Annotated in this window: 25 protein-coding genes, 1 tRNA gene and 1 other RNA gene; 10 read left to right on the plus strand and 17 right to left on the minus strand. The window is 62.0% G+C overall.

Annotated features, from left to right (window positions below; translation table 11 throughout):
• Nucleotides 1-39: 39 nt before the first annotated feature.
• From leuA to HMPREF1219_RS11665, 4 genes are read left to right on the plus strand one after another with little or no spacing between them, the layout of a single operon-like run.
• Nucleotides 40-1,758, plus strand: coding sequence for a 2-isopropylmalate synthase (gene leuA / locus HMPREF1219_RS11650; protein ID WP_016459132.1), 1,719 nt, complete (start codon nt 40-42; stop codon nt 1,756-1,758).
• Nucleotides 1,759-1,776: 18 nt separating this feature from the next.
• Entirely contained in the window at nt 1,777-2,715 is a 939-nt protein-coding gene (locus HMPREF1219_RS11655) for a DNA polymerase III subunit epsilon (protein WP_016459133.1), read from the plus strand.
• Nucleotides 2,712-3,968, plus strand: a complete 1,257-nt coding sequence (locus tag HMPREF1219_RS11660; RefSeq protein WP_016459134.1) for a MurT ligase domain-containing protein — start codon at nt 2,712-2,714, stop codon at nt 3,966-3,968. Before HMPREF1219_RS11655 ends, HMPREF1219_RS11660 begins: the two co-directional genes overlap by 4 nt.
• Entirely contained in the window at nt 3,965-4,708 is a 744-nt protein-coding gene (locus HMPREF1219_RS11665; RefSeq protein WP_016459135.1) for a type 1 glutamine amidotransferase, read from the plus strand. Before HMPREF1219_RS11660 ends, HMPREF1219_RS11665 begins: the two co-directional genes overlap by 4 nt.
• A gap of 66 nt (nt 4,709-4,774) precedes the next feature.
• Here HMPREF1219_RS11665 and HMPREF1219_RS11670 read toward each other — a convergent pair whose 3' ends face one another.
• From HMPREF1219_RS11670 to HMPREF1219_RS11730, 13 genes are all read right to left on the minus strand, one after another.
• A complete protein-coding gene (locus tag HMPREF1219_RS11670) occupies nt 4,775-5,914 on the minus strand; it encodes an HNH endonuclease signature motif containing protein (RefSeq protein WP_016459136.1) in 1,140 nt (379 codons plus the stop codon).
• Between the two features lie 136 nt (nt 5,915-6,050).
• On the minus strand, nt 6,051-6,674 hold the full coding sequence (recR, locus tag HMPREF1219_RS11675; RefSeq protein WP_016459137.1) for a recombination mediator RecR: 624 nt from the start codon (nt 6,672-6,674) through the stop codon (nt 6,051-6,053).
• Nucleotides 6,674-7,003, minus strand: a complete 330-nt coding sequence (locus HMPREF1219_RS11680; RefSeq protein ID WP_016459138.1) for a YbaB/EbfC family nucleoid-associated protein — start codon at nt 7,001-7,003, stop codon at nt 6,674-6,676. Before HMPREF1219_RS11680 ends, recR begins: the two co-directional genes overlap by 1 nt.
• Nucleotides 7,004-7,036: 33 nt before the next feature.
• Nucleotides 7,037-9,163 carry a DNA polymerase III subunit gamma and tau gene (locus HMPREF1219_RS11685; RefSeq protein ID WP_040427802.1) on the minus strand — a complete coding sequence of 709 codons (2,127 nt, stop codon included), beginning with the start codon at nt 9,161-9,163 and terminating at the stop codon, nt 7,037-7,039.
• An 11-nt stretch (nt 9,164-9,174) separates the two neighbouring features.
• Nucleotides 9,175-9,558 carry a hypothetical protein gene (locus HMPREF1219_RS11690; protein ID WP_016459140.1) on the minus strand — a complete coding sequence of 128 codons (384 nt, stop codon included), beginning with the start codon at nt 9,556-9,558 and terminating at the stop codon, nt 9,175-9,177.
• 125 nt (nt 9,559-9,683) lie between these two features.
• Nucleotides 9,684-10,622: an amino acid ABC transporter permease gene (locus HMPREF1219_RS11695; protein WP_016459141.1), complete on the minus strand. Its 939-nt coding sequence runs from the start codon at nt 10,620-10,622 to the stop codon at nt 9,684-9,686.
• A gap of 1 nt (nt 10,623) precedes the next feature.
• Nucleotides 10,624-11,304 (minus strand): amino acid ABC transporter permease, encoded by a 681-nt coding sequence (locus HMPREF1219_RS11700; RefSeq protein ID WP_016459142.1) that lies wholly within the window; start codon nt 11,302-11,304, stop codon nt 10,624-10,626.
• A 6-nt stretch (nt 11,305-11,310) separates the two neighbouring features.
• Entirely contained in the window at nt 11,311-12,186 is an 876-nt protein-coding gene (locus HMPREF1219_RS11705; RefSeq protein ID WP_016459143.1) for a glutamate ABC transporter substrate-binding protein, read from the minus strand.
• A 2-nt stretch (nt 12,187-12,188) separates the two neighbouring features.
• Complete coding sequence (locus HMPREF1219_RS11710; protein ID WP_169455948.1) at nt 12,189-12,917, minus strand: amino acid ABC transporter ATP-binding protein; 729 nt, start codon at nt 12,915-12,917, stop codon at nt 12,189-12,191.
• Between the two features lie 290 nt (nt 12,918-13,207).
• The gene (locus HMPREF1219_RS11715) at nt 13,208-14,452 is read right to left on the minus strand and encodes an aspartate aminotransferase type Ic (protein ID WP_016459145.1); all 1,245 of its coding nucleotides are present in this window, start codon (nt 14,450-14,452) and stop codon (nt 13,208-13,210) included.
• Between the two features lie 190 nt (nt 14,453-14,642).
• Nucleotides 14,643-14,918, minus strand: a complete 276-nt coding sequence (locus tag HMPREF1219_RS11720) for a hypothetical protein (RefSeq protein WP_016459146.1) — start codon at nt 14,916-14,918, stop codon at nt 14,643-14,645.
• A gap of 18 nt (nt 14,919-14,936) precedes the next feature.
• Complete coding sequence (locus HMPREF1219_RS11725) at nt 14,937-15,614, minus strand: response regulator transcription factor (RefSeq protein ID WP_016459147.1); 678 nt, start codon at nt 15,612-15,614, stop codon at nt 14,937-14,939.
• Nucleotides 15,611-16,384, minus strand: a complete 774-nt coding sequence (locus HMPREF1219_RS11730) for a sensor histidine kinase (protein ID WP_016459148.1) — start codon at nt 16,382-16,384, stop codon at nt 15,611-15,613. Before HMPREF1219_RS11730 ends, HMPREF1219_RS11725 begins: the two co-directional genes overlap by 4 nt.
• Nucleotides 16,385-16,416: 32 nt before the next feature.
• Here HMPREF1219_RS11730 and HMPREF1219_RS11735 point away from each other — a divergent pair, with 32 nt between their 5' ends.
• The 3 genes from HMPREF1219_RS11735 (at nt 16,417) to HMPREF1219_RS13320 (ending at nt 19,441) form a co-directional block, all read left to right on the plus strand.
• Nucleotides 16,417-17,115 carry an ABC transporter ATP-binding protein gene (locus tag HMPREF1219_RS11735; protein WP_040427804.1) on the plus strand — a complete coding sequence of 233 codons (699 nt, stop codon included), beginning with the start codon at nt 16,417-16,419 and terminating at the stop codon, nt 17,113-17,115.
• Nucleotides 17,115-18,539, plus strand: coding sequence for an FtsX-like permease family protein (locus HMPREF1219_RS11740; protein ID WP_016459150.1), 1,425 nt, complete (start codon nt 17,115-17,117; stop codon nt 18,537-18,539). Before HMPREF1219_RS11735 ends, HMPREF1219_RS11740 begins: the two co-directional genes overlap by 1 nt.
• 542 nt (nt 18,540-19,081) lie before the next feature.
• On the plus strand, nt 19,082-19,441 hold the full coding sequence (locus HMPREF1219_RS13320) for a hypothetical protein (RefSeq protein ID WP_245554469.1): 360 nt from the start codon (nt 19,082-19,084) through the stop codon (nt 19,439-19,441).
• On the opposite strand, the gene HMPREF1219_RS11750 is transcribed toward HMPREF1219_RS13320, so the two are convergent.
• A tRNA-Ser gene (locus HMPREF1219_RS11750) sits at nt 19,432-19,516 on the minus strand. The genes HMPREF1219_RS13320 and HMPREF1219_RS11750 overlap by 10 nt on opposite strands.
• Before the next feature lie 114 nt (nt 19,517-19,630).
• Here HMPREF1219_RS11750 and ffs point away from each other — a divergent pair.
• An RNA gene (gene ffs, locus HMPREF1219_RS12680) (signal recognition particle sRNA small type) lies at nt 19,631-19,727 on the plus strand.
• A gap of 88 nt (nt 19,728-19,815) precedes the next feature.
• Here the strand turns inward: ffs and HMPREF1219_RS11755 are convergent.
• Nucleotides 19,816-20,751, minus strand: coding sequence for an aspartate carbamoyltransferase catalytic subunit (locus tag HMPREF1219_RS11755; RefSeq protein WP_016459152.1), 936 nt, complete (start codon nt 20,749-20,751; stop codon nt 19,816-19,818).
• Nucleotides 20,752-20,981: 230 nt separating this feature from the next.
• Here HMPREF1219_RS11755 and argF point away from each other — a divergent pair, with 230 nt between their 5' ends.
• Together argF and HMPREF1219_RS11765 are read left to right on the plus strand one after the other, a co-directional pair.
• Nucleotides 20,982-21,980 carry an ornithine carbamoyltransferase gene (gene argF, locus HMPREF1219_RS11760; protein ID WP_016459153.1) on the plus strand — a complete coding sequence of 333 codons (999 nt, stop codon included), beginning with the start codon at nt 20,982-20,984 and terminating at the stop codon, nt 21,978-21,980.
• An 8-nt stretch (nt 21,981-21,988) separates the two neighbouring features.
• On the plus strand, nt 21,989-22,831 hold the full coding sequence (locus tag HMPREF1219_RS11765; protein WP_016459154.1) for a 2-dehydropantoate 2-reductase: 843 nt from the start codon (nt 21,989-21,991) through the stop codon (nt 22,829-22,831).
• Here HMPREF1219_RS11765 and HMPREF1219_RS11770 read toward each other — a convergent pair.
• Nucleotides 22,828-23,706, minus strand: a complete 879-nt coding sequence (locus HMPREF1219_RS11770; RefSeq protein WP_016459155.1) for a glutamate--tRNA ligase family protein — start codon at nt 23,704-23,706, stop codon at nt 22,828-22,830. The genes HMPREF1219_RS11765 and HMPREF1219_RS11770 overlap by 4 nt on opposite strands.
• A 233-nt stretch (nt 23,707-23,939) precedes the next feature.
• Nucleotides 23,940-25,334 carry a hypothetical protein gene (locus HMPREF1219_RS11775; RefSeq protein WP_016459156.1) on the minus strand — a complete coding sequence of 465 codons (1,395 nt, stop codon included), beginning with the start codon at nt 25,332-25,334 and terminating at the stop codon, nt 23,940-23,942.
• Nucleotides 25,335-25,745 lie beyond the last annotated feature (411 nt).

Here is a 25,745-nt window from a genome sequence, read left to right on the forward strand (position 1 = left end):
TGTCACCGCCCGTCATCTCACGCTAAGGACTTATTCTTCATGTACTCCGCACCCGCAAGCATCACCACGCCCTCCAACCCGGCACCGGCAGACCAACCATCCTGGAACAAGCAGAAGGGCTCCTCCATGCCCTTTGACAAGTACCTGCCCTACCACGAGGAAGTGGAGGACTTCCAGCTCGCCGACCGCACGTGGCCGAACAAGCGCTTCACCCACGCTCCGCTGTGGTGCGCCGTGGATCTGCGCGACGGCAACCAGGCCCTCATCGATCCGATGAGCCCCGAGCGCAAGCGCCGCATGTTTACCCTGCTGGTGCAGATGGGTTACAAAGAGATCGAGGTGGGGTTCCCCTCGGCAAGCCAGACGGATTTCGACTTCGTCCGCGACATCATCGACAACAACATGATCCCCGACGACGTCACCATCCAGGTCCTCGTGCAGGCCCGCGAGCACCTCATCCGCCGCACCTTCGAGGCCTGCGAGGGGGCCAAGAACGTGATCGTCCACTTCTACAACTCCACCTCCATCCTGCAGCGCGAGGTGGTGTTCAAGAAGGACAAGGGGGGCATCAAGAAGCTCGCCACCGATGCGGCCCACCTCATCAAGGAGATCGCCGCCGACTACCCCAACACCAACTGGCGCTGGGAGTACTCGCCGGAAAGCTACACCGGCACGGAGATCGCCTACGCCAAGGAAGTGTGCGACGCCGTGGTGGACATCATGGATCCCACCGAGGACAACCCCATGATCATCAACCTGCCCTCCACCGTGGAGATGACCACCCCCAACGTGTACGCCGACTCCATCGAGTGGATGGATCGCAATCTGAACCGACGAAACGAAATCATCCTCTCCCTCCACCCGCACAATGACCGCGGCACCGGTATCGCCACCGCCGAACTCGGGTTCCTCGCCGGCGCCGACCGCATCGAGGGCTGCCTGTTTGGCAACGGCGAACGCACCGGCAACGTTGACCTCGTTACCCTGGGCCTCAACCTCCTAACCCAGGGCGTCGACCCGCAGATCGACTTCTCCAACATCAACCAGATTCGCTCCACCGTGGAGTACTGCAACCAGCTCGGCGTGCACGAGCGCCACCCCTACGGTGGCGACCTCGTGTTCACCGCGTTCTCCGGCTCGCACCAGGACGCCATCAACAAGGGCCTGCGCCACGTGGACGACAAGGACCACTGGGAGGTGCCCTACCTGCCCATCGACCCGAAGGACATTGGCCGCACGTACGAGGCGGTCATCCGCGTCAACTCGCAGTCCGGCAAGGGCGGCGTGGCCTACATTATGAAGACCGACCACGGCATGGAGCTGCCGCGCCCCGTGCAGGTGGACTTCTCCCAGATCGTCCAGCAGAAGACGGACGCCGAGGGCGGCGAGGTCAACTCCGCCACCATGTGGGAGCTGTTTGAGAAGGAATTCCTCACTGCCGCCGGGCCGCTGTCCGCACCCGCCGTCAACGGCACCGACGTCACCGTGACGCACAACGGGAAGGAGGAGCAGCTGACGGGGACCGGTAACGGTCCTCTGGCGATCTACACCAACGCCCTCGAGACGTTGGGTATTGATGTGGAAATCCAGGAATACACGCAGCACGCCCGCTCCGCCGGTGATGACGCCGAGGCCGCGGCCTACGTCCACGCCGATGTTAACGGCAAGAGTTTCTGGGGCGTCGGTATCGATTCCTCCATCACCGTTGCTTCCGTCAAGGCGGTGACGAGCGCCATCAACCGCGCCTACCGCTTGTAACACGCTAGGGTTAAGCGTATGCGTGATCCTTATGTGGCCCTGTCCATCCAGACGACGGGGCTCCACCCCTCCACGGCCCGCATCGTCACCATCGATGCGGTGACGTTTACGGCGGACGGCGAACCGGTGGACTCGTTCTTCACGGTGGTCAACCCGGTGAAGGATCCCGGCCCGCGTCACCTCTACGGCGTGCCCCGCGCGGAGATCGAGGCTGCCAAGCCTTACGGTCACTTCCTCAAGACGCTGTGCACGCTTCTCGACGGTCGGACGCTCATCGCCCACAACGCCCCGCAGACCTGGGGGTTCATCGTCAGCGAGTCAAAGCGCACCCTCAAGGCCCGCCGCCGCAAGCGCGGTGGGCGCAGGCGCCGCGGGGTGGGCCATGTTCCGCGCCCCGTCGCCGTGGTGGACACACTTGGCGCGGCCAGGCGGGAATCCATCTTCGTCACCGACACCAGGCTGCGCAGCTTGGCCCACCAACTGGGGTACGACGTGAGTGAACAAGCGTCGACAAGCAGAGCAGCGCAACCAGCGGCAGAGCTCACCCGTGAGGACACCCTCCTCGTCGCCCGCCTCTACTTCGAACGCTTCCGCAACACGGAAGCCGTGAGCGACCCACGGGACCTCAAAGCCGACCGGTTCGGGCTCCAACGCTCCCTCATCCGCGTCGACGCCGCAGCAGCGGCCCGGAAAGACAACCCCGGACAATTCCAAGGAAAGCTGAAACCCGGGATGGAGGTGGTGGTCGCCCCCGAAATTGCCCGCGACCCCGACGACATCATCCACGCCGTGGTGGACCACGAGCTCGCCTACTCCGAAAAAGTCACCCGCACCACCTCCCTTGTGGTGTGCAACGAGAAGATACCCAAACGCGGCAAAGGGATGCACGCGCACCGCAAAGGAATCCCGCTTGTCACGGACGAGGAATTCATGCGCCTTGCTAGTATGAACCCATGAAACTGCCCAAGGCTGTCCGCACCTACCGCCGCAAACTAGCCCGCACCGCCGCGAACCTCGCCACCACCGCGTCGCGCGCCACGGGCCGGGGAGCAGGGGGAATGATCGGCGGGCTTGTTGCAAACGCCATCGACCCTTCCATCATGAACGACCTCGGCGGCGGCCGCCCCGTGGCGCTGGTGACGGGCACCAACGGCAAATCCACCACCACGCGTATGCTTACCGCCGCGCTGCGCACCAAATACACAGTGGTATCCAACGAGGGCGGCGACAACATGGACGCCGGCATCATCTCGGCCCTGCTGGCCGGCGAGGATGCCACCCACGTGGTCCTCGAATGCGACGAGCTCCACGTCCCCCACGTGGCCGAACGTCTCGACGCCTCCTGCCTCGTGTTGCTCAACCTCTCCCGCGACCAGCTCGACCGCGTGGGCGAGATCAACAAGATTGAGCGGGCGCTGCGGGCCTGCGTCAACGCGCGGCCGGACATGACGGTGATTGCCAACTGCGACGATGTCCTCATGACCTCCGTCGCATGGGACAGCCCCAACGTCATCTGGGTGTCCGCCGGCATCGGCTGGCTCGGCGATTCCGTCAGCTGCCCGCGCACCGGCGGCTCCGTCATCCGCGACGGCTGGGACTGGTACGCCGTGAAGAAACTCCCCAACGGGCAGGAATTCCGCCGCCCCACACCCACGTGGATGATCACGCCGGACGGCATCAAGCACGCGGACACCATCACCCCGCTAGAGCTGCAACTTCCCGGCAACGCCAACCGCGGCAACGCCACCCAGGCCATCGCCGCCGCGGTGGAATGCTTCGACGTGCCCGTGGCCGACGCTGCCGCGGCCGCCGGAACCGTGGACAACGTCGCCGGCCGCTACTCCACCATCACCCACGGCGATCACCAGGTGCACATGCTCCTAGCCAAGAACCCCGCCGGCTGGCAGGAAGCCCTCTCCATGGTCGACCGCGACGCCGACGGCCTCGTCATCGCCGTCAACGGGCAGGTCGCCGACGGCGAGGACCTGTCCTGGCTGTGGGACGTGGTGTTCGAATCCTTCGAGGGCATCGCCGTCAAGGCCGCCGGGGAACGCTCCGCCGACCTCGGCGTGCGCCTTTTATACGCCGGCATCGAGCACGAGACCATCCCCGACCCCGTGGCCGCCATCGAGGCCTGCCCGCCGGGCAAGGTCGAAGTTCTTGCCAACTACACCGCATTCCGTGACCTCAAGAAAGCGCTGAACAAATGAGCCTAGAAATCGGACTCCTCCTCCCTGATGTCCTCGGCACGTACGGCGACAACGGTAACGCGCTCGTGCTCAAACGCCGCGCTGAGATGCGCGGCATCGACGCCACCATCCACGAGGTGAAACTCGGCGATCCGGTGCCACTGCAGTTCGACGTGTACCTCATGGGCGGCGGCGAGGACACCGCCCAGACCCTTGCGGTGGAGCACCTCGCCCCGCTGGTCAACCTCCGCGCCCCGCTGCTCGCCATCTGCGCGGGCCTGCAAGTGCTCGGCGAGAGTTTCCGCGCCAACGGTCGCGTCGTCGACGGTGTGGGGCTCATCGACGCCACGACGACGACCCTCAAAAAGCGCGCCATCGGTGAGATCCGCACCCGGCCCACCGGCGTCCCGGGGCTGACCGACACCCTCACCGGCTTTGAGAACCACATGGGTGCCACCCTGCTGGGCCAGGATGCCTCCCCACTCGGCACCGTCCTCATGGGCGTGGGCAACTCCGACAGTTCCGGCACGTACGACATGGCCGACCCCTCCGCCCAGCTTTCCGCCGAGGGTGTAGTTCAGGGTAACGTCATCGCCACGTACCTCCACGGCCCGGTCCTCGCCCGCAACCCCCAGCTTGCCGACGTCCTCCTCGCCCGCGCCACCGGCCAAGACCTCGCCGACCTTGCCCCCCTCGACCTCCCCGAGGTCGCCCAACTGCGCAAGGAACGCCTCGCCGCAAAGCGGGTGGAGCGGTTCTAAATACCGACGTAGTTAGTCGTCTCCGCCGACGCAGCGGCGATTGCCCGTGGTTTGTTGGGGCGCTAGCTACAGCACTGCTTGTGGTTGGTGTCCGACCATTTTTTGGGCAAGGCGGACGGCCCCGCCTTGGGCGCAGGGTGTCATGTTGAGTCTCGGTCTGCCGCCGTAGGGTGGGACGTAGTAGTCGAGGCCTGTGATTTTTTCTATTCGCCCGTAGCGGGGCTTCTTCGGGTCATCATCGTTTCGCCCGTTGTGGAACCCACACAGCAGGGAAAAGTTCGCAAGAATGGTGGGCCCACCGTCCTTGAACGGTTGAATGTGGTGGACCTGGCAGTTATCCGCCCCACAGGTACACCCCTCCACCGCGCACACAGGGGTTTTCAACCGCTGCAGCTTGCGCTGAAAAGGATCCGCAAACCGGGCCGTATCAGTCCGAAACCGGTACACCCCCAACTCCTTGCCGGTTAGTGGCTCCAGAAGGACAGCCCACCCGTACTCGGTAAGCTTCATCTGGGAGAACTCCTGGGCTGTCACCGTGGTGCCGTCTGTCAGCGACAGCATGTAGTTACCCCGCTCATCCATGGTGGTGCCCATGATGGTGGTGTCCGCGGGAAGAATGATCGCAGGCTCCACCGCCGGCAACTGACCACTACCACTAGAGGCCGCGGCGGTGAGGAACTCGTCGGCCTCGTCGGAGTCTTGTGCCTTCGCTATCTGGCGGGCTTTGTCCACCGCCAGCCGGGCGGTGTGCGCGTCGGCGACCACCGACACCCGCATTTTGGTGGTGCCGGGTATTGGCCGGCAGGAAAGAGAATTGGTGGGGTTATTCGCCCGCATGGTGTTAAACCGTGCCAACACGCCGATGGCCTCGGCGCGGATCTCCCGACAGTTGGGTCGGCACGTGGTCAACGCCACACGGACTTGCCAGGCGTGGGACTTATCGTGCAGTTTACGGACCTGCGACTCAATCTCCCTCAAGGTGGCAATCGTGTGGTGGTTATCGATAGCGCGGGTGCGGGCTTGGGCTTGCTGGTGGGACGCGTGAGTATGCCCGTAGTACACCTCGGCCAGGTCGTGGAAGACGCGGGCCTCCACATCGTCGAGGCCATCGGCGCGCATGATGTCGCCGGTTGTCATACCGGCGTACTCCCCCACAAGCTCCATTGAGTGCGAGGAGACGATCGACTTCATCTCACGCAACGTCATGCCCCACAAACTAACCCCAACCCGGCACCACCGCACGACGAAAATAAAACACAATTCGATGGAACCAACACCACCAGCCCAAACACCCCAAAACCAACCCCAAACACGGTCAACCACCAGGGTCAACCAGGGGGAGCTAGATGGTGAGCCTGCCGGTGAGGGCGCGGGAGAGGGTGAGTTCGTCGACAAACTCCAAATCTCCACCGAGCGGCATGCCGGAAGCCAGGCGGGAGACGGTGAGCCCGGAGAAGTCTTTGAGCAGTCGGGCGAGGTAACTGGCCGTCGCCTCCCCCTCGGTGTTGGGGTCGGTGGCGAGGATGACCTCGGAGATCTCGGGGACCTGCGACCCGACGTCGGGAAGCGAACCTCCTACCCGCTTGACCAGCTGGGTGATGCTGAGTTCCTTGGGACCGATACCACCGAGCGGGTCGAGCGCGCCACCGAGGACGTGATAGCGCCCGTTGTACTCACCGGTGCGCTCGATGACCTGGATGTCTTTGGGCTCCTCGACGACACAGATCGTGGACGCGTCGCGCTCCTCATTGGCGCAGATGGAGCACACCTCGTCGGAGGAGATGTTGCAGCAAATGCGGCAGAAGCTGATGCCGTTTTCCACCCCAGCGAGGGCAGAAATAAGCCGCTCAACGCTGTCGTCCTCCGTGTTGATGAGGTAGAACGCGATGCGTTGAGCGGACTTCGGCCCAATGCCGGGCAGGCGCGAAAATTCGTCGATAAGCTCCTGAAACGGACCTTCGAACATTAACCGAGCATACCGCCCAGGTCGCCACCGTTGAGGCCCTGGGTGAGCGGGCCCATCTTCTCCTGCGCCATGGCCTGCACCTTACGGTGGGCGTCGGCGAACGCACCGATGATGAGGTCCTTGAGGCCGTCGATGTCCTCCGGGTCGACGACGCGCTCATCCATCGTCAGGTCAGAGATCTGGCCGGAGCCACGCATGGTGACGGTGACGAGTCCGCCGCCGGCCTCGCCGACAACGCTGGACTTCACAATCTCTTCCTGCGCCTGCTGCAGCTTCTGCTGCATATCCTGGGCCTGCTGGATAATTTGTGCCATATCGGGCTGAGTCATGTCATTCTCCTTTAGTTGAAAGCTTGTTACATTCTACATTGGCTTGGCGCCGAGCTCCGACTGGAGCAGATCCATCGCCAGGTCCTTGGGGGTGCGGTGGTCGTGCGTGCCCGGGTCCTCGGTGGCCGCGCGCACCATTTCCTCTTCGAGTTCCTCCTCCGTGGGCTCCGGCGGGAGCGGAATGTCCGGCTCCGGTGGCGGCGGAACGTCGGCAGGCTCGAAGTGCGGGAGCGGCGGCAGCGGCGGCTCCGGTTGGTGCTGCGGGGGCTCGGCCTCCTTGTTCTTGAGGTCGTTCATCATCTGCTTCCACCGCGGGACTGGGGCGTCCGCCGTGTCCGCCGGGGTCGCCGGTTCCGGCGCCGGCTCCTCCTGCGGTTCCGGCGCGGGCGCCGCCGCCGTTTCCACCGGTGCCGTTTCAGGCGCCGCTGGGATCTTCTCCCCCAGCACGCACACCACGCCGAGGCCTGCGCCGGTCTCGGCCTTCACCGCGGCGGCGATGTCGGCGTTGTGTTTGGCATCGTTTAGCCTGTTGACAATCGCGCCGGTGAGGATGCCAAGGTACAGCGTGCCGTCGCGCACGTCGAGAATCTTCGCGCCGCGCAGCAGGATACGGGCGGTGGTGTTCTTCCGCTCGCGGGAGATGTGGTTGAGGATGTCGGCCCACTTCCCCCTCACGGTTTCCGCGTCGACGCCCACACTTGTCGACGTCCCCGTCCCCGGCGTTTCCTTCTCGGGTTGCGGCTCGGGCGCGGGTTGCGGCTCCGGCTGCGGGGCGGCCGTCGGGGCCGTCGTTACCGTCGGGGCCGTCGTTCGCGTCGGGGCCGTCGTTCGCGTCGGGGGCGTCGTCACCGTCGCGGGCGTTGCTGGCGCAGGCGCGGCCGTCGTTTGCGTCGGGGGCATCGTTTGCGTCGGGGGCGTTGCTTGGGCAGACGCAGCCGTCGCGGGCGCCTGCTGCGGTTGCGTCCGCTGCGAGCGGCGCATGTACTTCTTGCCGGCCTCGCTCACCTCCGCCTGCGGGGCCTCCATGGGAACGCTGGCATCGGGGATTGCTGCTGCTCCCGGGGTGCCGGCGGAAAGGAGGCGAGCCATGAGCACCTCGAGGAGGATGCGGGGGGCAAGGGTGCCACGCATGCCCTCGAGGCCGGTATTGACCAGGGAGGTCAGCTGGGGAAGCTTCTGCCCCGAGAAAAGCGCGACCTCCCCGGAAAGCTCGGGGTGAAGGGCGGCCGGGGCGTCGACAAGCCCGGAAGTGAGAGCGTCGGGGACGGCCTGCAGGACCATGAGATCACGAAAGCGGTCGAGGAGGTCGGAAGTGAAGCGCTTGGGGTCAATGCCACGATCAATGACCTGACCGACGAGCGAGAACGCACCCGGCGCGTCGTGGGTGGCGATGACGCGGACGGCGGAATCCAGAAGCGTCGAATCCGTGACGCCCAAAAGCGGCGCGGCGAGCTCGTAGGTAAGCGCCTCACCAGCGGGGACGCCGGCGAGCAGCTGATCCAGAATGGAGAGCGTATCGCGCGGGGAACCGCCCCCGGCCCGGATGACGGGGGTGAAGACGGAATCCTCCACCTCCACGCCCTCGCCGGCGCATACGTCCTGCAGCAGCCCGCGCATGACAGGCGGGGTGAGCAGGCGGAACGGGTAATGCTGGACGCGGGAGCGGATGGTGCCGATGATTTTCTCCGGCTCCGTGGTGGCAAAGATGAAGACGAGGTGCTCCGGGGGCTCCTCCACAATCTTCAGCAGCGCGTTGGCACCTTGCTGGGTGATCATGTGCGCCTCGTCGATGATGAAGATGCGGTAGCGTGATTCGCTCGGCGCGAAAACCGCCGATTCGCGCAGTTCACGCATATCATCCACGGAGCCGTGGCTGGCGGCGTCGAGCTCTGTCACGTCAAGGTTGCCGTGCCCGCCCGGGGCCAGCGCCCGGCAGGAATCGCACTCGCCACACGGGGTGGAGGTGGGGCCCTTCTCGCAGTTGAGAGACCGGGCCAGGATACGGGCGGACGAGGTCTTGCCGCAGCCACGGGGGCCGGAAAACAAGTAGGCGTGGCCGATGTTGCCACTGTCCAAGGCGACGGACAACGGCCTGGTCACGTGCTCTTGGCCGCGGACTTCCGCGAACGTTGCTGGACGGTACTTGTGATATAAAGCCACGGCTAGAAAGTCTACCTTTCCCACTCGACGTTGAGGAGGGTGGTGATCCGGTCCTCCTCGGTGAGCTGGGGCAGGCCCGCCTCCCACAGGGTGGGCGCGGTGAACTCGTAGCCATGGATGAGTGCGCCCGGTTCCAGGCCCGGAAAATCGAGCTGGAAGAGGCGGGCCATATCGTCGGGGGTGAGCTCGAGAGAGAAGAGCTCCACCCGCACGTCCCGCGTCTGCATCCCCCACACCTGCGCGCCGGAGACAAGCCCCAGGTCCTTGTTTGCGAACCCCGCGGTGACGGTGACGCCGTCGGCGTTGATGCCCACGGACCCGCCCTCGCAGGCGGAGAACCGAAACGGCTTGGTGAACAGCTTGTTGAGCCAGAATTGTGTGGCCTCAATGTCCATGTGGTTAAACCCCCTTGGTAGTTGTTACTGGTAAGTGTAACTGGGCCGGGGCGAGCGCGGTACCGGAACAAAAAGATGCACCCGCGGGCAGTGTGCGCTGCCCGGGGTGCACGTCTGTGGTGGTCTTACTCGGAGGTGAGGCGGAGGTCCTGGTGGTGCGGGTCGCGCCAATCGAGAGCGTCGTTGTCCTTGGTTTCCAGGCCCTGATCTTCCACCTCGGGGACGGTGGCGAGGATGTTCTTGCGGGCACGCCCGGCGCGCAGCTGGCGCTCGATGCGCTCGGCGAGGCGGGAGAGGCCGAAGTTGATGATGATCATGATAATCGCCACCACCACGAGGGCGGGCAGGTAGTTGCGGTAGTACGAGGCGGACATGAGCCCGGAGCGGACGACTTCCACGTAGAGGATCATGTAGCCAAGTGCCGTGTCCTTGAGGGCGATGACGAGCTGGGAGATAAGCGCCGGGAGCATCGCGGCAACAGCCTGCGGGAGCAGGATGTGCCAGATGGTTTGCGCGTGGCTGAGCCCCAGGGCCTCGGCCGCCTCGCGCTGGCCCTGCGGGAGCGCAAGGATCCCGGCCCGCAGCGTCTCGGCGATGACGGAGCCGTTGTACATGGTGAGGCCGAAGACCACACCGGCGAAGCCGAGCTGCGCCGAGGGGACGATCGCGTACTTGGCAAACACGGAGTAAGCAAAGATCATGAGGATGAGCACCGGGATGGCGCGGAAGAATTCCACGATCACCCCGCACACCCAGCGGATGGCGACGTTGTGGGACAGGCGCCCCACGCCGAGCAGCGCGCCGATGGCGATGGCCAGGATGATGGAGGTCACGGCGGCGACGAGGGTGCCCCACAGGCCGGGGAGGATGTAGGTGGTCCACGTGGTTGATTTGAGGAACGGGGTCCACTTCTCGGCGGCGAGCTGCCCGTTGGCGCCCAGCACGCGGAGCACCCACCAGGCCACGATGAGGGCGACAATGACGGTGGCGATGGTGACGATGCGGTTGAACTGCCGGGCCTTGGGGCCCGGGGCATCGTAAAGGACTGTTGCGCGGACGGACATGTTAGGCCACCGCCTTCCTGCGGGTGTAGCGCGTGAATAGGAGCCCCATGGGCAGGGTGATGATGATGAAGCCGAAGGCGAAAATCATGAACACGAGGATCGCGTGGTCCGCGTGGTTTTCGATGGTGGACTTCATGAGGAGTGAGGCCTCCGCCACCCCGATGACGGAGGCGATGGTGGTGTTCTTGGTCAGGGCGATCAATGTGTTACCCAGCGGCACGACGGCCGCTTTGAACGCCTGAGGGAATACCACGTAGCGGAAGGTCTGGGTGAAGCTCAAGCCGAGGGACCGGGCGGCCTCGGCCTGCCCGAAGTGGACGGTGTTGATGCCGGAGCGCAACGATTCAGCAACGAAGGTGGACGTGTAGATGACGAATGCGAGCACGGCCAGCCAGAAGTTGTTGTTCTTGATGAAGTTATCGTTTTCCGGCGCGAGCGCCAGACCTAAGTTTTGGTACAGCCCGATGGAGCAGAACAGGATGATGAGCGTCAGCGGGGTGTTGCGGACGATCTCGATGTACGTGCGTGCGATTCCACGCAGGATGGCCACGGGCGACACGCGCATGGCGGTGAGGACCACGCCCAGTACGAGGGCGCCGATGGCGGAGAAGAAGGTCAGCTTGATGGTGACCCAGAAGGCCCCGAGGAGGCCGGGCCACAGATCGGTAAATAGTTCACTCACAGTGCGTCACTCCTTAAGAAAGTCCAGGTTGCCGGGTTCGCCGGGTTCCACCACGGCGGCGTTTTCGCCCAGGTTCTTTTCCACCATCTGGTCAAACGAGCCGTCCTCCTGCATGGCCCGGATGGCATCGTTGATGGCGGCGGTGGATTCGGCATCGTCCTTGGCCAGGCCGATGCCGTAGTACTCGTTGGTGAACGGCTTGCCGTCCTCCTTGATCATCTCGATGACGTTGAATTCGCCGGGGTATTGGAGGGCGAAGCCGTAGAGGATGGCGGCATCGGTGGTCATGGCATCCACTTTCTTCTGGTGGAGCGCCTCCACGCACGAGGAGTAGGAATCGTATTCCTGCAGCTGCACGCCGGGCAGGGACTTCTTCACCTTCTGGGCCGGGGTGGAGCCGGTGACGGAGCACAGCTTGCGGCCGTTGTCCAGATCTTTTAGCGAGGTGAGCGTGTGGTCGTCGCTGCGGACGAGGAGCGCCTGGTGGGTGAGGAGGTACGGGCCGCCGAAGTTGACGGACTTGGCGCGGGACTTGTTGATGGAGTACGTGCCGGCGATCATGTCGACCTCGCCGTTTTTGATGACGGTTTCGCGGGTGGCGGACGGAGTTTCGCGCCAGGTGATCTTCGGGTGGGCCACACCGCGCTGATCGGCGATGTGGTTGACCACGTAGGTGGCCACCTCAACGTCGAGGCCAGTCATGGTTTTGTCCGGGTTGCGCATTCCCAGGCCCGGTTGATCGTACTTGGTTCCGAGGATGACGTTCCCGTTGTCCACGGAGCCGACGAGGCTGCGGGGTTCGGTGGACCCGCAGGCGGTTACGGTCACCGCGACGGCCAGGCTTGTGGCTATCGCGGCTAGTCGACGAATAATTCTTGTCATGCCTAGTGCCCCAGAATCTTGGAGAGGAAGTCCTTGGCCCGGGTGGACTGCGGGTTGGTGAAGAAGGACTCGGGGTCCGTGTCCTCGAGGATCATGCCGTCGGCCATGAACAGGACGCGGTCGGCCACCTCGCGGGCGAAGCCCATCTCGTGGGTGACCACGAGCATCGTCATGCCTTCCTGGGCCAGGTTCGTCATGACGTGGAGGACCTCCCCCACCATCTCGGGGTCGAGGGCCGAGGTCGGTTCGTCGAAAAGCATGACCTTGGGGCGCATGGCGAGGGCCCGGGCGATGGCGACGCGTTGTTGTTGTCCACCGGAGAGCTGGGCCGGGTACTTGTCGGCCTGTTCGGCGATGCCGACGCGGGACAGGAGGTCGTCGGCAAGCTTCGAGGCCTCGTCCTTGTCCATCCCCAGGACCTTTGTCGGCCCGAGGGTGACGTTCCTGCGGATGGTGAGGTGTGGGAACAGGTTGAAGCTTTGGAAGCACATGCCCACCTCGGCCCGCAGGGCGGTGAGCTGTTTGCCCTCCTCGGGCAGCGGGGTACCGGCGATCTCGATCGTGCCGGAGTCGATGGTTTCCAGGCGGTTGATCGTGCGACACATGGTGGATTTGCCGGAGCCGGAGGGTCCTAGGACGACGACTACTTGGCCCTTGGGTACTTCGAGGTTGATGTCCTTGAGAGCGTGGTAATCGCCGAAGTACTTGTTCACGCCCGCCATGCGGATCATGGGGGTCTGCGCGTCATCGGTGTAATTCATGCCACATAAACTAGTGACACCGCACACCCTAAAACAAGGAGTTGAACAATCCATTTTTCCGTTTACCCCCGCTGGAAAAATCACACCTTTTTCTGTTTTCGCACCAGGGAGCAAATTTTTTCAAGTACACGAAACACCCCCCGGTTTTTTCATTTTTACCCCCGACAAAGTGCCCTGGATATGGCCGGGTGTCACGGGACGCACACAGACAAAGGCCCGCTAGCCACGTGGCTAGCGGGCGACGAGGGGTCAACGAGTTTTTAGGCCTGCTTCTCCGCGGCGGCGAGGAGCACACACGTGGCCACACCCTCCATGGCCTGCTCCAACTCGTCGATAGGTGGCAGCGAAGGAGAGAGGCGGATGTTGCGATCTTTGGGATCCTTGTGCAGTGGGAAGGAGCTGCCGGCGCCCGTCAGCGCGATGCCGGCCTCCTTGGCCAGCTCCACCACACGGGAGGCGGTGCCGTCGACAACGTCGAGGGAGATGAAGTAGCCGCCGTCCGGGTTCGTCCAGCTGGCCACGCCGTACTCGCCGAGGCGGTTCTCCAGAATGGACACCACCTTGTCAAACTTCGGCGCCAGCGATGCGGCGTGCTTCTTCATGTGGTTGCGTACACCCTCGGCATCGGTGAAGAACTGCGCGTGAGCGAGCTGATTCACCTTGTTCGGGCCGATGCCGCGCACCTTCGCCACTGATGTCCAAAAGTCCAGGTTCTCCGTGGAGGAGGCGTAGAAGGACACGCCGGAACCGGCGAGCGTGATCTTCGAGGTGGAGGCGAAAATGTTGAAGCGGTTGGGGTGGCCCGCCTCGGCGGCGTAGTCGAGCACCGGGTACACCGGCGGGAAGTCGCCGCGGAGGATGTGGATGGCGTAGGCGTTATCCCAGAAGATGCGGAAATCGGGGGCCGCGGTCTCCATCTCTGCGAGCTCGCGGCACACCTTCTCCGAGTACGTCTGGCCGCCCGGGTTGGAGAACATCGGCACGCACCACATGCCCTTGACGGCCGGGTCCTTGACCAGCTCGCGGACGGTGTCCATGTCCGGGCCGTCCTCGTGCATGGGCACAGGGATCATCTCAAAGCCGAATTTCTGCGTGATGGTGAAGTGGCGGTCATAGCCGGGCACGGGGCACAGCCACTTGAGGTCCTCCTCCTGCGACCACGGCTTGGGGGAATCCTGGTTGCCAAAGATGTATGTCCAGCTGATGATGTCGAACTGGATGTTGAGGGACGAGGAATCGCCGGCGATGATGTTATCCAGACCCACGCCGAGGAGCTCCGCCCAGATTTCCCGGATATCCTCGATGCCGCGCAGGTTGCCGTAGTTGCGCACATCCGTGCCGGTCTTGTCCTTGATTTTGCCCTGCTCCGGCAGGCTCAGCAGCGCGTTGGAGAAGTCGAGCTGCTCCGTCGAGGGCTTGCCACGGGTGAGATTCAGATCAAGGTTCTTCGCCTTGAGCTCGTCGTACTGTTTTTTGAGTGCAGCTAAATCTAGAGTGTGGGTCATGCTGTCCTCCCAGCAAAGATGAATCCGGTTATGTCCACCGACAACCTTACCCCTCGCTCCCCTTCCCGGCACCGCACGATCGAGGATGCTTGTCGACGCCCACGGGGAGACGTCCCCACGAAACCACCGGTTCGTTCGAACCACGTACATATTGCGCCCACCGCGAGAAATAACCTTAGTAGACACATATCTACTTTTCGCTACGCTCAGCTGAAAATTTGATGCTGCCAAATAAGTACTGGTACACCAGCAAAGGCGGTAGCTCCAGCACCCCGTTCGGGCCACCGTTGTAGATCTGGAACGTGGCGACCGAGAGGTCGCGGACAAGCTCGAAGCCAGCGTCAACGAACCCTTCAAAGGTTTCTGACAAAGACTGAGGATAAAAGGCATCGTTCATCCCCCACCCCACCAGCCGATACGTGGCGCAGGTATCAGTCAGCACCGTTGGCCGCAGGGACTCGGCCAAGGATCCAACAAAACGCTCCTACAACGGGCGCTGATATGTATACGCCAGATACTGCAAAATCGCCTTCACACGGCGGTTAGGCTCAGCAGCATCGAAGCCGAGTTTTTGGAATACGGAGGCAATGTGCTTCGATACGCCCGCTTCAGAAAGGTAGAGCTGAGCAGCGATATCGGAGTTGGACAAACCTTGCGCCATCGCTTCAAGTACTTCGCGTTCGCGCACCGTCAGGCTTTCGATGGCGGCGCCTTGGTGGTCATGGCGGGCGAGGTTTTCGGCAATCTCGCTGCCCAGGACCACCCTGCCCTGGCCTACTGCACGCAGCGTGTCCAGGAATTCTGCTACATCCGCGATAGAGTCTTTGAGGATGTAGCCCACACCGCCAGCATTGGCCTGGCCATACGTCAGCTCGAGGACGGCGCGCGCATACGCCGGCGTAGCGTATTGGGAGCACACCAGCAGCCCAATGTGCGGGTATTCCTTGCGAATTGTGGCTGCGGCTTCGAGGCCATCGTCACGCATCTGCGGGGGCATACGAATATCTGTTACTACAACATCTACATCCGGGTGCCCTGCAACCTCGGACAGAAGCTGAGTGGCGCTATCGCATTGGGAAATTACGTCAATCCCCTGGCGCCTGAGCATTCCAGAAAGCGAATCACGGAGTAAACCGGAATCTTCCGCCAGCATTATTTTCATAGCACCACTCCTGGCTCATCACGGTGTAAAAGAAGCGGAATTGTCGCCGCTACGCGGGTCGGGCCGCCCTGCGGTGAATAGACTTCCAACGTTCCCCCGACTGCATGGATGCGTTCACGCATTCCTGCTAATCCTCCTTCGGGCACCACTCGTGCACCACCCTGGCCGTGGTCAACGACTGAAATGTTCAAGCCCTCTCCAACGGTAATTAAGACTTCTACCAAACTGTCTGAAGCGTACTTGCGTGCATTTGTTACTGCTTCGAGGGTGAAGAAATACGCGGCAGCTAGCACGCCCTCCGGCACTTGAGGAATCGGGATGGGACAACGAATGCGAACATATTTACTATCGCAAGCATCCTCGAGCGCTGCGACTAGTCCACGTTCATGCAAAATTTGCGGGTGAATTCCGCGGACCGTAGCACGCAGGGAGTCTAAGCTCTGCTGCAGCGCAGCGCGAGCTTCTGCGAGCAACTCTGCCTGCTGCCCAGTAGCGGTGAGTTGAGCCTCCCCGATTTTTAATGCTGCGCTGACCAAATACTGCTGTGCTCCGTCGTGCAAGTCACGCTCGATGCGACGCCGCTCTATTTCGTACGCATGGACAAGAGCACGTTGCGAGGTTACTAGCTGTTCGAGGAGCTGCTGATGTTCCATCTTGTTGCGGGTGTGGCTGTTTTTCCGGAACCAACGCATGCCGTTAACTTTAACTGATGCCACCGCGCGTGGGGGTAGAGCTAGGTCTACCGTGACTCTATAACCAACACCATTCATCTTCGCTGGCGAACCAACTTAAATAAACATCTATGACAACACCCATACTTGCAGCAGAACAGATAACAAAAACATTCAATAGCGCCACAGTTCTGCGTGGCATCGACCTGCATGTTGCCCCCGGAGAAAAAGTAGCCATCATGGGGCCTTCGGGTTCGGGCAAATCTACCTTCCTCAATTGTTTGGCCGGAATCTTGACGCCGACCTCGGGCACGGTAACATTTCAAGGCAAGGTCATCTCCTCAGCTTCCGACGCTCAACGTTCCGCACTCAGGCTGCGAGACTTCGGGTTCATCTTCCAAGACAGCATGCTTATCCCCGAGCTTCCGGCTCGCGAAAATGTGGCTCTGCCCTTGCGCCTGACTGGAGTTAAAACTTCTGACGCGCTCGATCGCGCGGATGCCCTCCTCCACCATGTAGGGCTGGGTGAGCACTCCCACAAATTGCCCGCGGAGCTCTCCGGTGGGCAGGCACAGCGCGTCGCGATAGCCCGTGGCTTGGTCCACCAGCCGAGCGTGGTCTTCGCCGACGAACCTACCGGTGCACTGGATCAGGCCTCCGGGCACCAGGCAATGCAACTGATTACCTTGACACTGTCGCACTACGGTGGCGCTTTGGTTTTGGTCACTCATGACACCAAGGTGGCGCGCTGGTGTGACCGACTTGTTGAAATCCGAGATGGATTCATTCACTCCGATCAGACGCTTAGCCGCCACGAGGAGGAAAACTGATGGCTACCCCTTCTTTGGCGCGTCTGACCACCGAGTTGGCCATCCAACGTTCCCACACTAAGAACCGTGACAGTCTGCTCATTTTCTTAAGCGTTCTTGCCTTTGCAATAGTAAGTTCCATTGCGACGATCACCGCCAGCGGAACGTACATGTTCTACCAACGCTATCACCACCCGTATGGCAATCTAGCCGACGCTTTGGAGCTCGATTCTTCATTCGCGATCATTCCCCAGACCTACCTCAGTCTCGCATTTTTTGCTTGTATTCTCATTGTGATTCCCGCCTGCAATTTGGCCTCACAAGCTGCCCTGGTGACAGCGCAATCGCAGCACTACCGGCTTGCGGTACTGCGCCTTATCGGCTTGAATAGCCGCCAGGTCAACGTCATGGGTGCCTGCGAAGTACTCGTGCAAACCGTAACGGGGATCGTGTTGGGGCAAGTTCTTGCGCTACTTTGTGCCCCTTTGTTTACTAGTCTGAGCTTTCAATCGATGCCTGTAAGCATCGACGAAGTATATATGCCCTGGTATTTTTATCCACTTATCGATGCCATCTTGGTCGCGTTCACGCTCGTAGCAACATTCGTGGGATTGATCCAGGTGAGTATTTCGCCACTGGGAGTAGTACGCCGTAGTGCCGCGAAACGTCTGCGAGCCTGGCGTTTGCTCGTTTTGATTGCTGTTCTGGCGGTTACCTATCTTCTCCCTCGTTTTACAGACGAGAAGAGTACTCTTAATCAGCTGTTCTTCAGCTGCGCGGTCGTGGCACTGCTGATGTTGACAAACGACATCGCGGGCCCCTTTATCCTGCAGCTTTTGGCTCGCCCATTGGTACGCATACCAAACGTCACGGTGTCGTGGGCTTTCCGGAATGTCCTGCACAATCCCCGGACAGTGTGGCGCCGGATCTCCGGAATTTCATTCTTGGTTTTCCTGGCAGCATTCGTTGGTTTTATGCGCTTTGCTCCCGGTGATGATCTCTCCCAGGCGGCTCAATCGGTCGCGGAAGCCCTCAAGCCTGACCTGAATCTGGGACTGCTTCTGGTTATCGTCATCACCTGCATCATCAACTCGGTGTCTGTCATGATCTCACAAATCGCAGCAGAGTTTAGCCGTGAGCAAAACATCCGAGCTCTTCACCGTATGGGGGTTAGTCCCCAACCGATCATCTCAGTGAATTGGATCGAAAGCATCGTGCCCTTTGTCCTTGCGACGTTGAGCGCATGGGCTTTGGGAACGGTGGCTGGCAGTGCCTTCAGCACTGGTACAAATTATGTGATCGAAGACCCAGAATCTGTCGGGGGTCCTTTGGTAGTCCTTGGCGCTATCGCTATCGGAACCATACTGCTTTTCCTCGCACAACTGCTCAGCCTTCCTACTTTTAAGAAAATCTACAACAGCTCGCCGCAGGTGCGTACGCGCTAGAGCGACTCCACTGCGCCAGATTGCAGGAAAGCTCTGGCCTCAAGGCCGTTCGCCAACAAACGTACAACGTGGATTCGCCCACTGTGCAACGATTGTGAAACGCAGAGAAACTACAGCGAAAAACGAGATCGCCTTCGCACTGATGTGGATTGCAATCTACGGTGTCGCAGTTTCTCTTGGCGACGAGCTCTCGCGCTCCCTCGGTGTTGAGAAAGGCATCACGCTGCCAGTCCTGGCCACCCTCTCCTGCATGCTCCTTATCATCGTGCGAGAAATTATGGGCGCAAGCATTACGGCTTGCGCCCTCCCCGTGTGCTTGCCACGCAGCTCCTCCACTACGTCCCCGTCATTATCCTGTTCACGGCCCCACTGTAGTTCGGGGTTCAGCTCAACCGCTCAGGCAGTAAAAAGCCTGCTTTATAGGTGCAATGCTGTGCGTGGAGGTTTTCTTGAGGAACTGATCGTCCACGGTCCCCTCTTCCAGGCGATGCGCACTCACAATCGAGATGCTCGTTTCCTCGCTCACGTTCAGCCTGGGGCGTATGGTGAACCTGATACACGGCAGCGACATGAGACGTACGGAGAATCCGTGCCAGGTGATCTACCCCACCGCCAGCGGTTTCCTCTTTGTCAGGATCTTCCAGAAAAGTGGAAGGGTGTGGGCAGCCATCGCAGTCCACGGCATCGTTCACGTGGTCAACGCCGTTGCCAATGAGGACCGAGAGAACGACCTAGCGAACGAGTACGTGGTACCGGTATCGATCGGCATCACGGTCTTCGTAGGTGCGTACGCGTTGTGGTTGCAGAGGCGAGTTCTGGTTGGGTTTAAAAACACACTCTTTCCTTTAACCCCAAAATCCCCGGTTCCGAAGAACCGGGGATTTCCCAAACGCGGAGGATAGGGGATTTGAACCCCTGAGGGATTGCTCCCAACACGCGTTCCAGGCGTGCGACATAGGCCGCTAGTCGAATCCTCCGAGAAAGAACAGTAGACGATGTCAGGGGTAAAACGCAAAACAGCAGGTCACCGGGCTACGCCCAGCGGGAAGGTTGCGGTTTTCATTTCTCCGGCCGATCAGTTACACTTACCAACCAGGATCCCGCACGGCGGATATCTTGTGAACTCCCCCAGGGCAGGAATGCAGCAAGGGTCAACGAGCTCTACCGGGTGTGTGGGGTCCCCCTTTTTTTTACTTTTCGACGTCCCCCTCCCACCGTTTCCTCGCATCGTACGGGAAAGCCCCGCACGGCGGTGCGGGGCTTTGATCGTCTAACTCTAGATTTCGTTGGTGCCAGATAGCAGCGCGAAGAGCACCGCCATGCGCAGGTACACTCCGTTGGCCACCTGCTCGAGGACGACGGTGTGATCGGAATCGGCAACGTCGTACTCGATCTCGTGGCCACGGATCATCGGGCCGGGGTGCATGATGAGCGAGTGCTTGGGCATCATGGCCAGGCGCTCGCGGTTGAGGCCGTACATGGCCCGGTACTCGCGGTCGGAGGGGAAGAACCCGCCGAGCATGCGCTCTTGCTGGACACGCAGCAGCATCGCCACGTCGAGGTCCTTGAGCACCGGGTCGAGCTCATAGGAGATCTCCACCGGCCAGTTTTCCACACCCGCCGGCATGAGGGTGGGCGGGGCGACGAGGATGGTGCGGGCGCCGAGCTTGGACAGGATGTCCACGTTGGAGCGGACGACGCGGGAGTGGAGCAGGTCACCAATGATTGCAACCGTTTTCCCCTTGATGTTTCCAAGATGCTGCCGCATGGTTACTGCGTCGAGAAGCGCCTGAGTGGGGTGCTGATGAGAACCGTCACCGGCGTTGATGACCGAGGGACCAACCCCATTCGGGGCGACCCAACCGGCGAGCAGGTGCGGGGCACCGGAGCTCGGGTGACGGATGATGAACGCCTCCACGCCGATGGCGGTGAGGGTGAGCCCAGTATCGCGAAGTGACTCGCCCTTCTTTACGGACGAGCTCGAGGCGGAGATGCTGAGAACGTCGGCGCTGAGCGACTTGGCGGCGGTCTCAAACGAGTTCTTGGTGCGGGTGGAATTCTCGTAGAAGAGGGAGGCCACGCGCCTGCCACGCAGGGTGGGGAGCTTGCGGATTTCCCTGTCGGCGAGGGTGTTGCGGAATTCGTCCGCCTGATCCAGAAGGAACGTGATCTGCTCGACGGAAAGATCTTCGGTGGTGATTAAGTGCTTCATGAGTATGCCTCGATGCGGGCCCGCGCGGCGTACCCACCGCTGCGGTTCATCGAGCGCCTCCTTCCCCGCCTCTCTGTGCGGTCCGTTAAAGGATTATTGCCGAGGCCCTAGTATAGCTTTCCCCCACCCCAATGAACAGGCGCGCAGGCTACATTTTTCGTCACACCGCCGGTGCCCTTGGCTCTACAATGGGTTTTTACCGTAATTTGCAAGAAAGGTTGCCAACTGCCATGCCGATGACGCTGAGTGGACGCTCGTTTTTGAAGCTCCTCGATTTCACCCCGGAGGAAATCCGGTACCTCATCCGCCTATCCAAGCGCCTGAAAGAACTCAAGCTCACCGGCACGCCGCACCGTTACCTCGAGGGCAAGAACATCGTCCTCCTCTTTGAGAAGACATCCACCCGCACCCGCTGCTCCTTCGAGGTGGCCGGGCGCGACCTGGGCATGGGCGTGACCTACCTCGACCCCGGCTCCTCGCAGATGGGCAAGAAGGAATCCATCGAGGACACCGCCCGCGTGCTGGGGCGCTTCTTCGACGGCATCGAGTACCGCGGCTTTGACCAGTCCATCGTGGAAACGCTCGCCGAGTACTCCGGTGTGCCGGTATGGAACGGGCTCACCACGCAGTTCCACCCCACGCAGATGATCGCCGACATGCTCACCCTGGAGGAGAATTTCCCTGACGGCATCGCCGGCAAGAGGCTCGTGTTCATGGGCGACGCGCAGAACAACGTGGCCAACTCCCTCATGGTGGTGTGCGCCAAGCTCGGCCTCCACTTTGTCGCCTGCGGGCCGCAGGAAAACATGCCCGAGGAGGAGCTCGTGCGCACGTGCCGGAAGCTTGCCGCCGAATCCGGTGGCTCCGTCACGCTCACCGCCGACGTGGACGAGGCCGTTACCGGTGCCCACGCCATCTACACGGATATTTGGGTATCCATGGGTGAGGAATCCGATGAGCTGTGGGAGAAGCGCATTAACCTGCTCCGCCCCTACCAGGTCACCGCCGAGGTGATGGGGAAAGCCGCTGATAACGCCATCTTTATGCACTGCCTGCCGGCGTTCCACGATACGCGCACCACCGTCGGTGCCCAGATCGCCGATCGGTTCGGGATTACCGAAATGGAGGTGACCGACGAGGTGTTCGAGGGCCCGCGGTCGCGCGTGTTTGACGAGGCGGAAAACCGCATGCACTCCATCAAGGCCATCATGTACGCGACGTTGAAGTAGGAGATGACATGACTATCGCGATTGTGGGTGCCGGCGCGGTCGGCTGCTGGATGGCGGGGTCGCTTGCCGCCGCCGGTGAGGACGTCACGCTTGTGGCCCGTGGTGAGGCGCTTACGGCGCTGAAGGAGCGGGGGATCCGCAAGGACGGTGTGGAGATTCCCGTGGCCACGGCGACGCACGCGAGCGAGGTGGATGCCTCCGCCATCGTGCTGGCCGTCAAGGCCACGGGCCAGTCCGTCGCCGACATGGTTGCTGGAACTACGGCACCGCTTGTGATGACGCAGAACTCCGTCGAAGCGCCACGAATGATCTCTGCGGTCGTCGGCGAGGAACGCCTTGTCCCCGGCGTGGTGAGAGGCTACTTCCACCATGTGGGCCCGGCCGAGGTCGAAACCCACGGCGGCCCCGGTTCCTTCACCATGGGCCCCGGTGCCCCCGCGCTTGCCGCGGCACTCGATGCCACGGATGTCACCGTCATCGTCCGGGACGATGTGCTTGTCGACGTGTGGGAAAAGGCCATGTTCGTCGAGTGCTGCGGTGCACTCGGGCTGTTAGGCGGCGCGGACCTCGGTGCCCTGCGCACCACGTACCGCGACTCGTTTACCGATTTCATCACCGAGGTGCGCAACGTCGGTATCGGTGCCGGAGTACCGATTCCAGGCGATGCGGTGGAGCGCACTCTCGCCTTTGCCGATGCCATGCCCGCCACATCCACCACCTCCATGCAGCGCGACCGGCTCGCCGGAATCAGCGGGGAATTCGACGCACAGGTGGGGGCCATCGTCCGGGAGGGTGCGCGGGCGGGGGTCCCCACACCACTGCACACGCTGGCGTACGCACTGCTTTCCTAAAAATCAAACACCCACGGCTCGCGGCGAATGCGCTGCGGGTCGTACTTGGCCACCATCTCCCGGGCCGTGGTGGCACCCTCGATCCCGAGCGAGCGGCCGAGGTACCCCACGATCTCCGCGAGCGTGTGACGTTCCAAGAGGTCTGGAAGTGTGGTGACACCATCACGCTTGGCCAGGCGCTTGCCTGCGGCGTTGACCACCAGGGGTAGGTGGCAATAGGTGGGCGGCTCGGCGCCGAGCGCGGAGATGATCGCTGCCTGCGTGGGCGAGGATTCCAGCAGGTCCTCGCCTCGCACCACCCGGTCCACGCCCTGGGCGAGATCGTCAACCACGCACGCCAGGTTGTAGGCCCACCCGGGTTCACGCCCGCCACGTCGCAACACGCAGTGATCCACGGGCCCGGTGACGGTGCCGTGGAGATCGTCGTAAATAGTCGCCTCCCCTCCCCCAAGATACCGCACCGCCGGGGTGCGATCCCCCACCTCCTTCGGTGCTTGTATTCCGATGCACGTGCCTGGGTAGAAATGCGGCGGCGTGTGCGGAGCGCGGGTGGCCTCGCGGATGTCCTTCCGCGTGCAGTAGCACTCGAAGGTGGGCAGGCGCGTGAGCGCCTCCTCGTAGAGTGCGTACCGGTCCTGCTGGTAGACGGGCTCACCATCCCACTCGATCCCCAGTGCCGCGAGGTGTTCGATTTGCCGCCGCGCGGTCTCGCGGGAGCTGCGCTGCTCGTCCACGTCCTCGATGCGCAACACGAACCGACGCCCAGATGCCCGCGCGTCCAGCCACGCAGCTAGCGCGGTGCGCAGGTTGCCGATGTGCAGGTCCCCCGATGGGCTCGGCGCGTAGCGCCCTGCTGGTGAGTACATGCGTCCCATACTAATGTGGCACCGAGGCAGTGTTCACCTCGGTGCCACATTGTGGTTGCCAGGCAGACCGCCTTTTTGTCTGCTCCTGGCATCTCCGCAGGATCCGATTGCGGAGGTTTTTGTTTCGTGCCGGGACACGGTTTCCCCAGCACAAGCCCCGGCCACAGCGCGAACCGGGGAGTCTATCTAGTTGTGCATGACGGCGACGGGCAAGCCGACCGTCCCTCGAGGCGTCGATAAGCCTAGGAAAAGCCGACGTGAATGCGACTACTCTTGGGTGGTGACACCGTGCCGGTCCCTCCCACCGCCACCGAATCTGCGGCGACGAGGGTGGAACCGGACACAAGCCCGACGGAGTAGGACGTCGGTTCCGGGCGAGCTGAAGTAAGAGCCAAGGAGCAGCTCGCCCCGTCATTAATGACCTCGATCACGCAGGTAGAGAGCAGCGCGCCGGTGTCATTCCTCCACTCGAGTGTGTTCACAAACGGTGGAAGCTTTCCTGTCAGTCGCACCTCGAGGTTCTCCCCCGGTGCGACACGTCTATTGGATGAATCCTTGCCCACAATCTCCACGGCAACATTCCCCCACGGGACCACGGCGAAGTTGACGTTGTCCCAGCCCGTGTCCGTCAACTCGGGGCTATTCGGTGCGAGATCACCGATTTTACCGGGGCTTGAAAACCGTGGCGTGGTGAAGGGGCTGAGCGTTTCCACGGTGTGTCCTTGCACGTCACGCACGACACCGTAGATCGACTGCGGGTCTGTATCCGCGGGAAGCGACAACGAGTACCGCCCCTCTGCGTCCACCCGAGCCGTGGCCGTCCCCGCGATGAACTCGGGATAAGCCAGGAGGATCTTCCTCGTTATATCCTCCTGGCCACCCCGAGGGTCTCTGGATAAAGCGTTGGCGATTTCCGTCCTGCCCACCTCGTTCAACCCCGAAAACTCGACGGTGTACCCCTGTGCTGCGCGGTCCCCATCCCCCTTGTCACGATGACCAGGTTCTGCAGCCGCATCGGATTCGAACCACACCGTGCCTGCTACCTTCACCGCCGCCCCTGCCGGTGCATCGCCACTGGTGGGCGCCGCGAACATGTAGTTTCCGGGGTGCTCGAAAAGGGAGATCACCACGTCCTTGGTGGAGCGACCAACCGCCCCGTATGCGCCTGACGCCGGGTAGCCGAGCACGGTCACCGTGTTGCCGCGCTCGTTGGTGAAGGGGTCTACCCACACGCGGAACGTGTCCCCGCGCCCCGGGTTGAACCGGTGGCCCCGGCCGAATGCGTCGCGTGCCAAAGGAAGATCAAACGCCCATTCCCCCGCGCGAGTATGCGTGACAGTTGTGTACACGGGGGAGACGAAGCCGTCCCTACCCAGCCATTGGAGGTTCACCGGCGTGGACTCCGGCACCGCGCTACCACCGTCGCCCGGTGCCACCCCGCCGTAACGCGCGTGACCTGCCACCATCGCGTTTCCCACGCGGGGTTCCCCCGGCATTTCCGCAGGCCCTCCGGCCACGGCACCGGCAACGATCGGCTGCGTACTGGTTGCTGCTACCTGCGGCGTGGCCACGCCGACCGGTGCGGTAAGCGCAAGCGTGGAGGTGAGCGCGAGAATTGCAGGTATTTTTATATGCATGCTTCTCACTCTCCTTCCTACGTTGTGGGCCAGCCAACGCTGCCGCGTGGTAACGTGTGGCGAAGTTTCTTAACTCTTCTCATGTTAACTTCGCACGTTCTTAGATTTTACTAAGTTTTTATTAGCTTACCAAGTTTTTCGCACTTCATGGTCCGTTTTGAAACACGTTTTGACCAGCCGTTATGTGGGAGCTCCCGGCGACTTGCACTTTTGTTCCCATATTGTTATAAATGCTCAGAATCGATTCGCGTTTGGGCGAGCTTTCACCAGTTACCCGCGCGCCGCGGTGCGAGCCCAAATCGCAGTTTCTCACTTTTTCTTAAGCTTTCAACCAACCGCCGACCGCCACCCCACATAAAAAACTCCCGAACCACCACCTGATGGTTCGGGAGCCTCCGCAGGACCAGATGC

Origin of the sequence: Corynebacterium pyruviciproducens ATCC BAA-1742, assembly GCF_000411375.1 — a bacterium.
Taxonomy (GTDB): Bacteria; Actinomycetota; Actinomycetes; order Mycobacteriales; family Mycobacteriaceae; genus Corynebacterium; species Corynebacterium pyruviciproducens.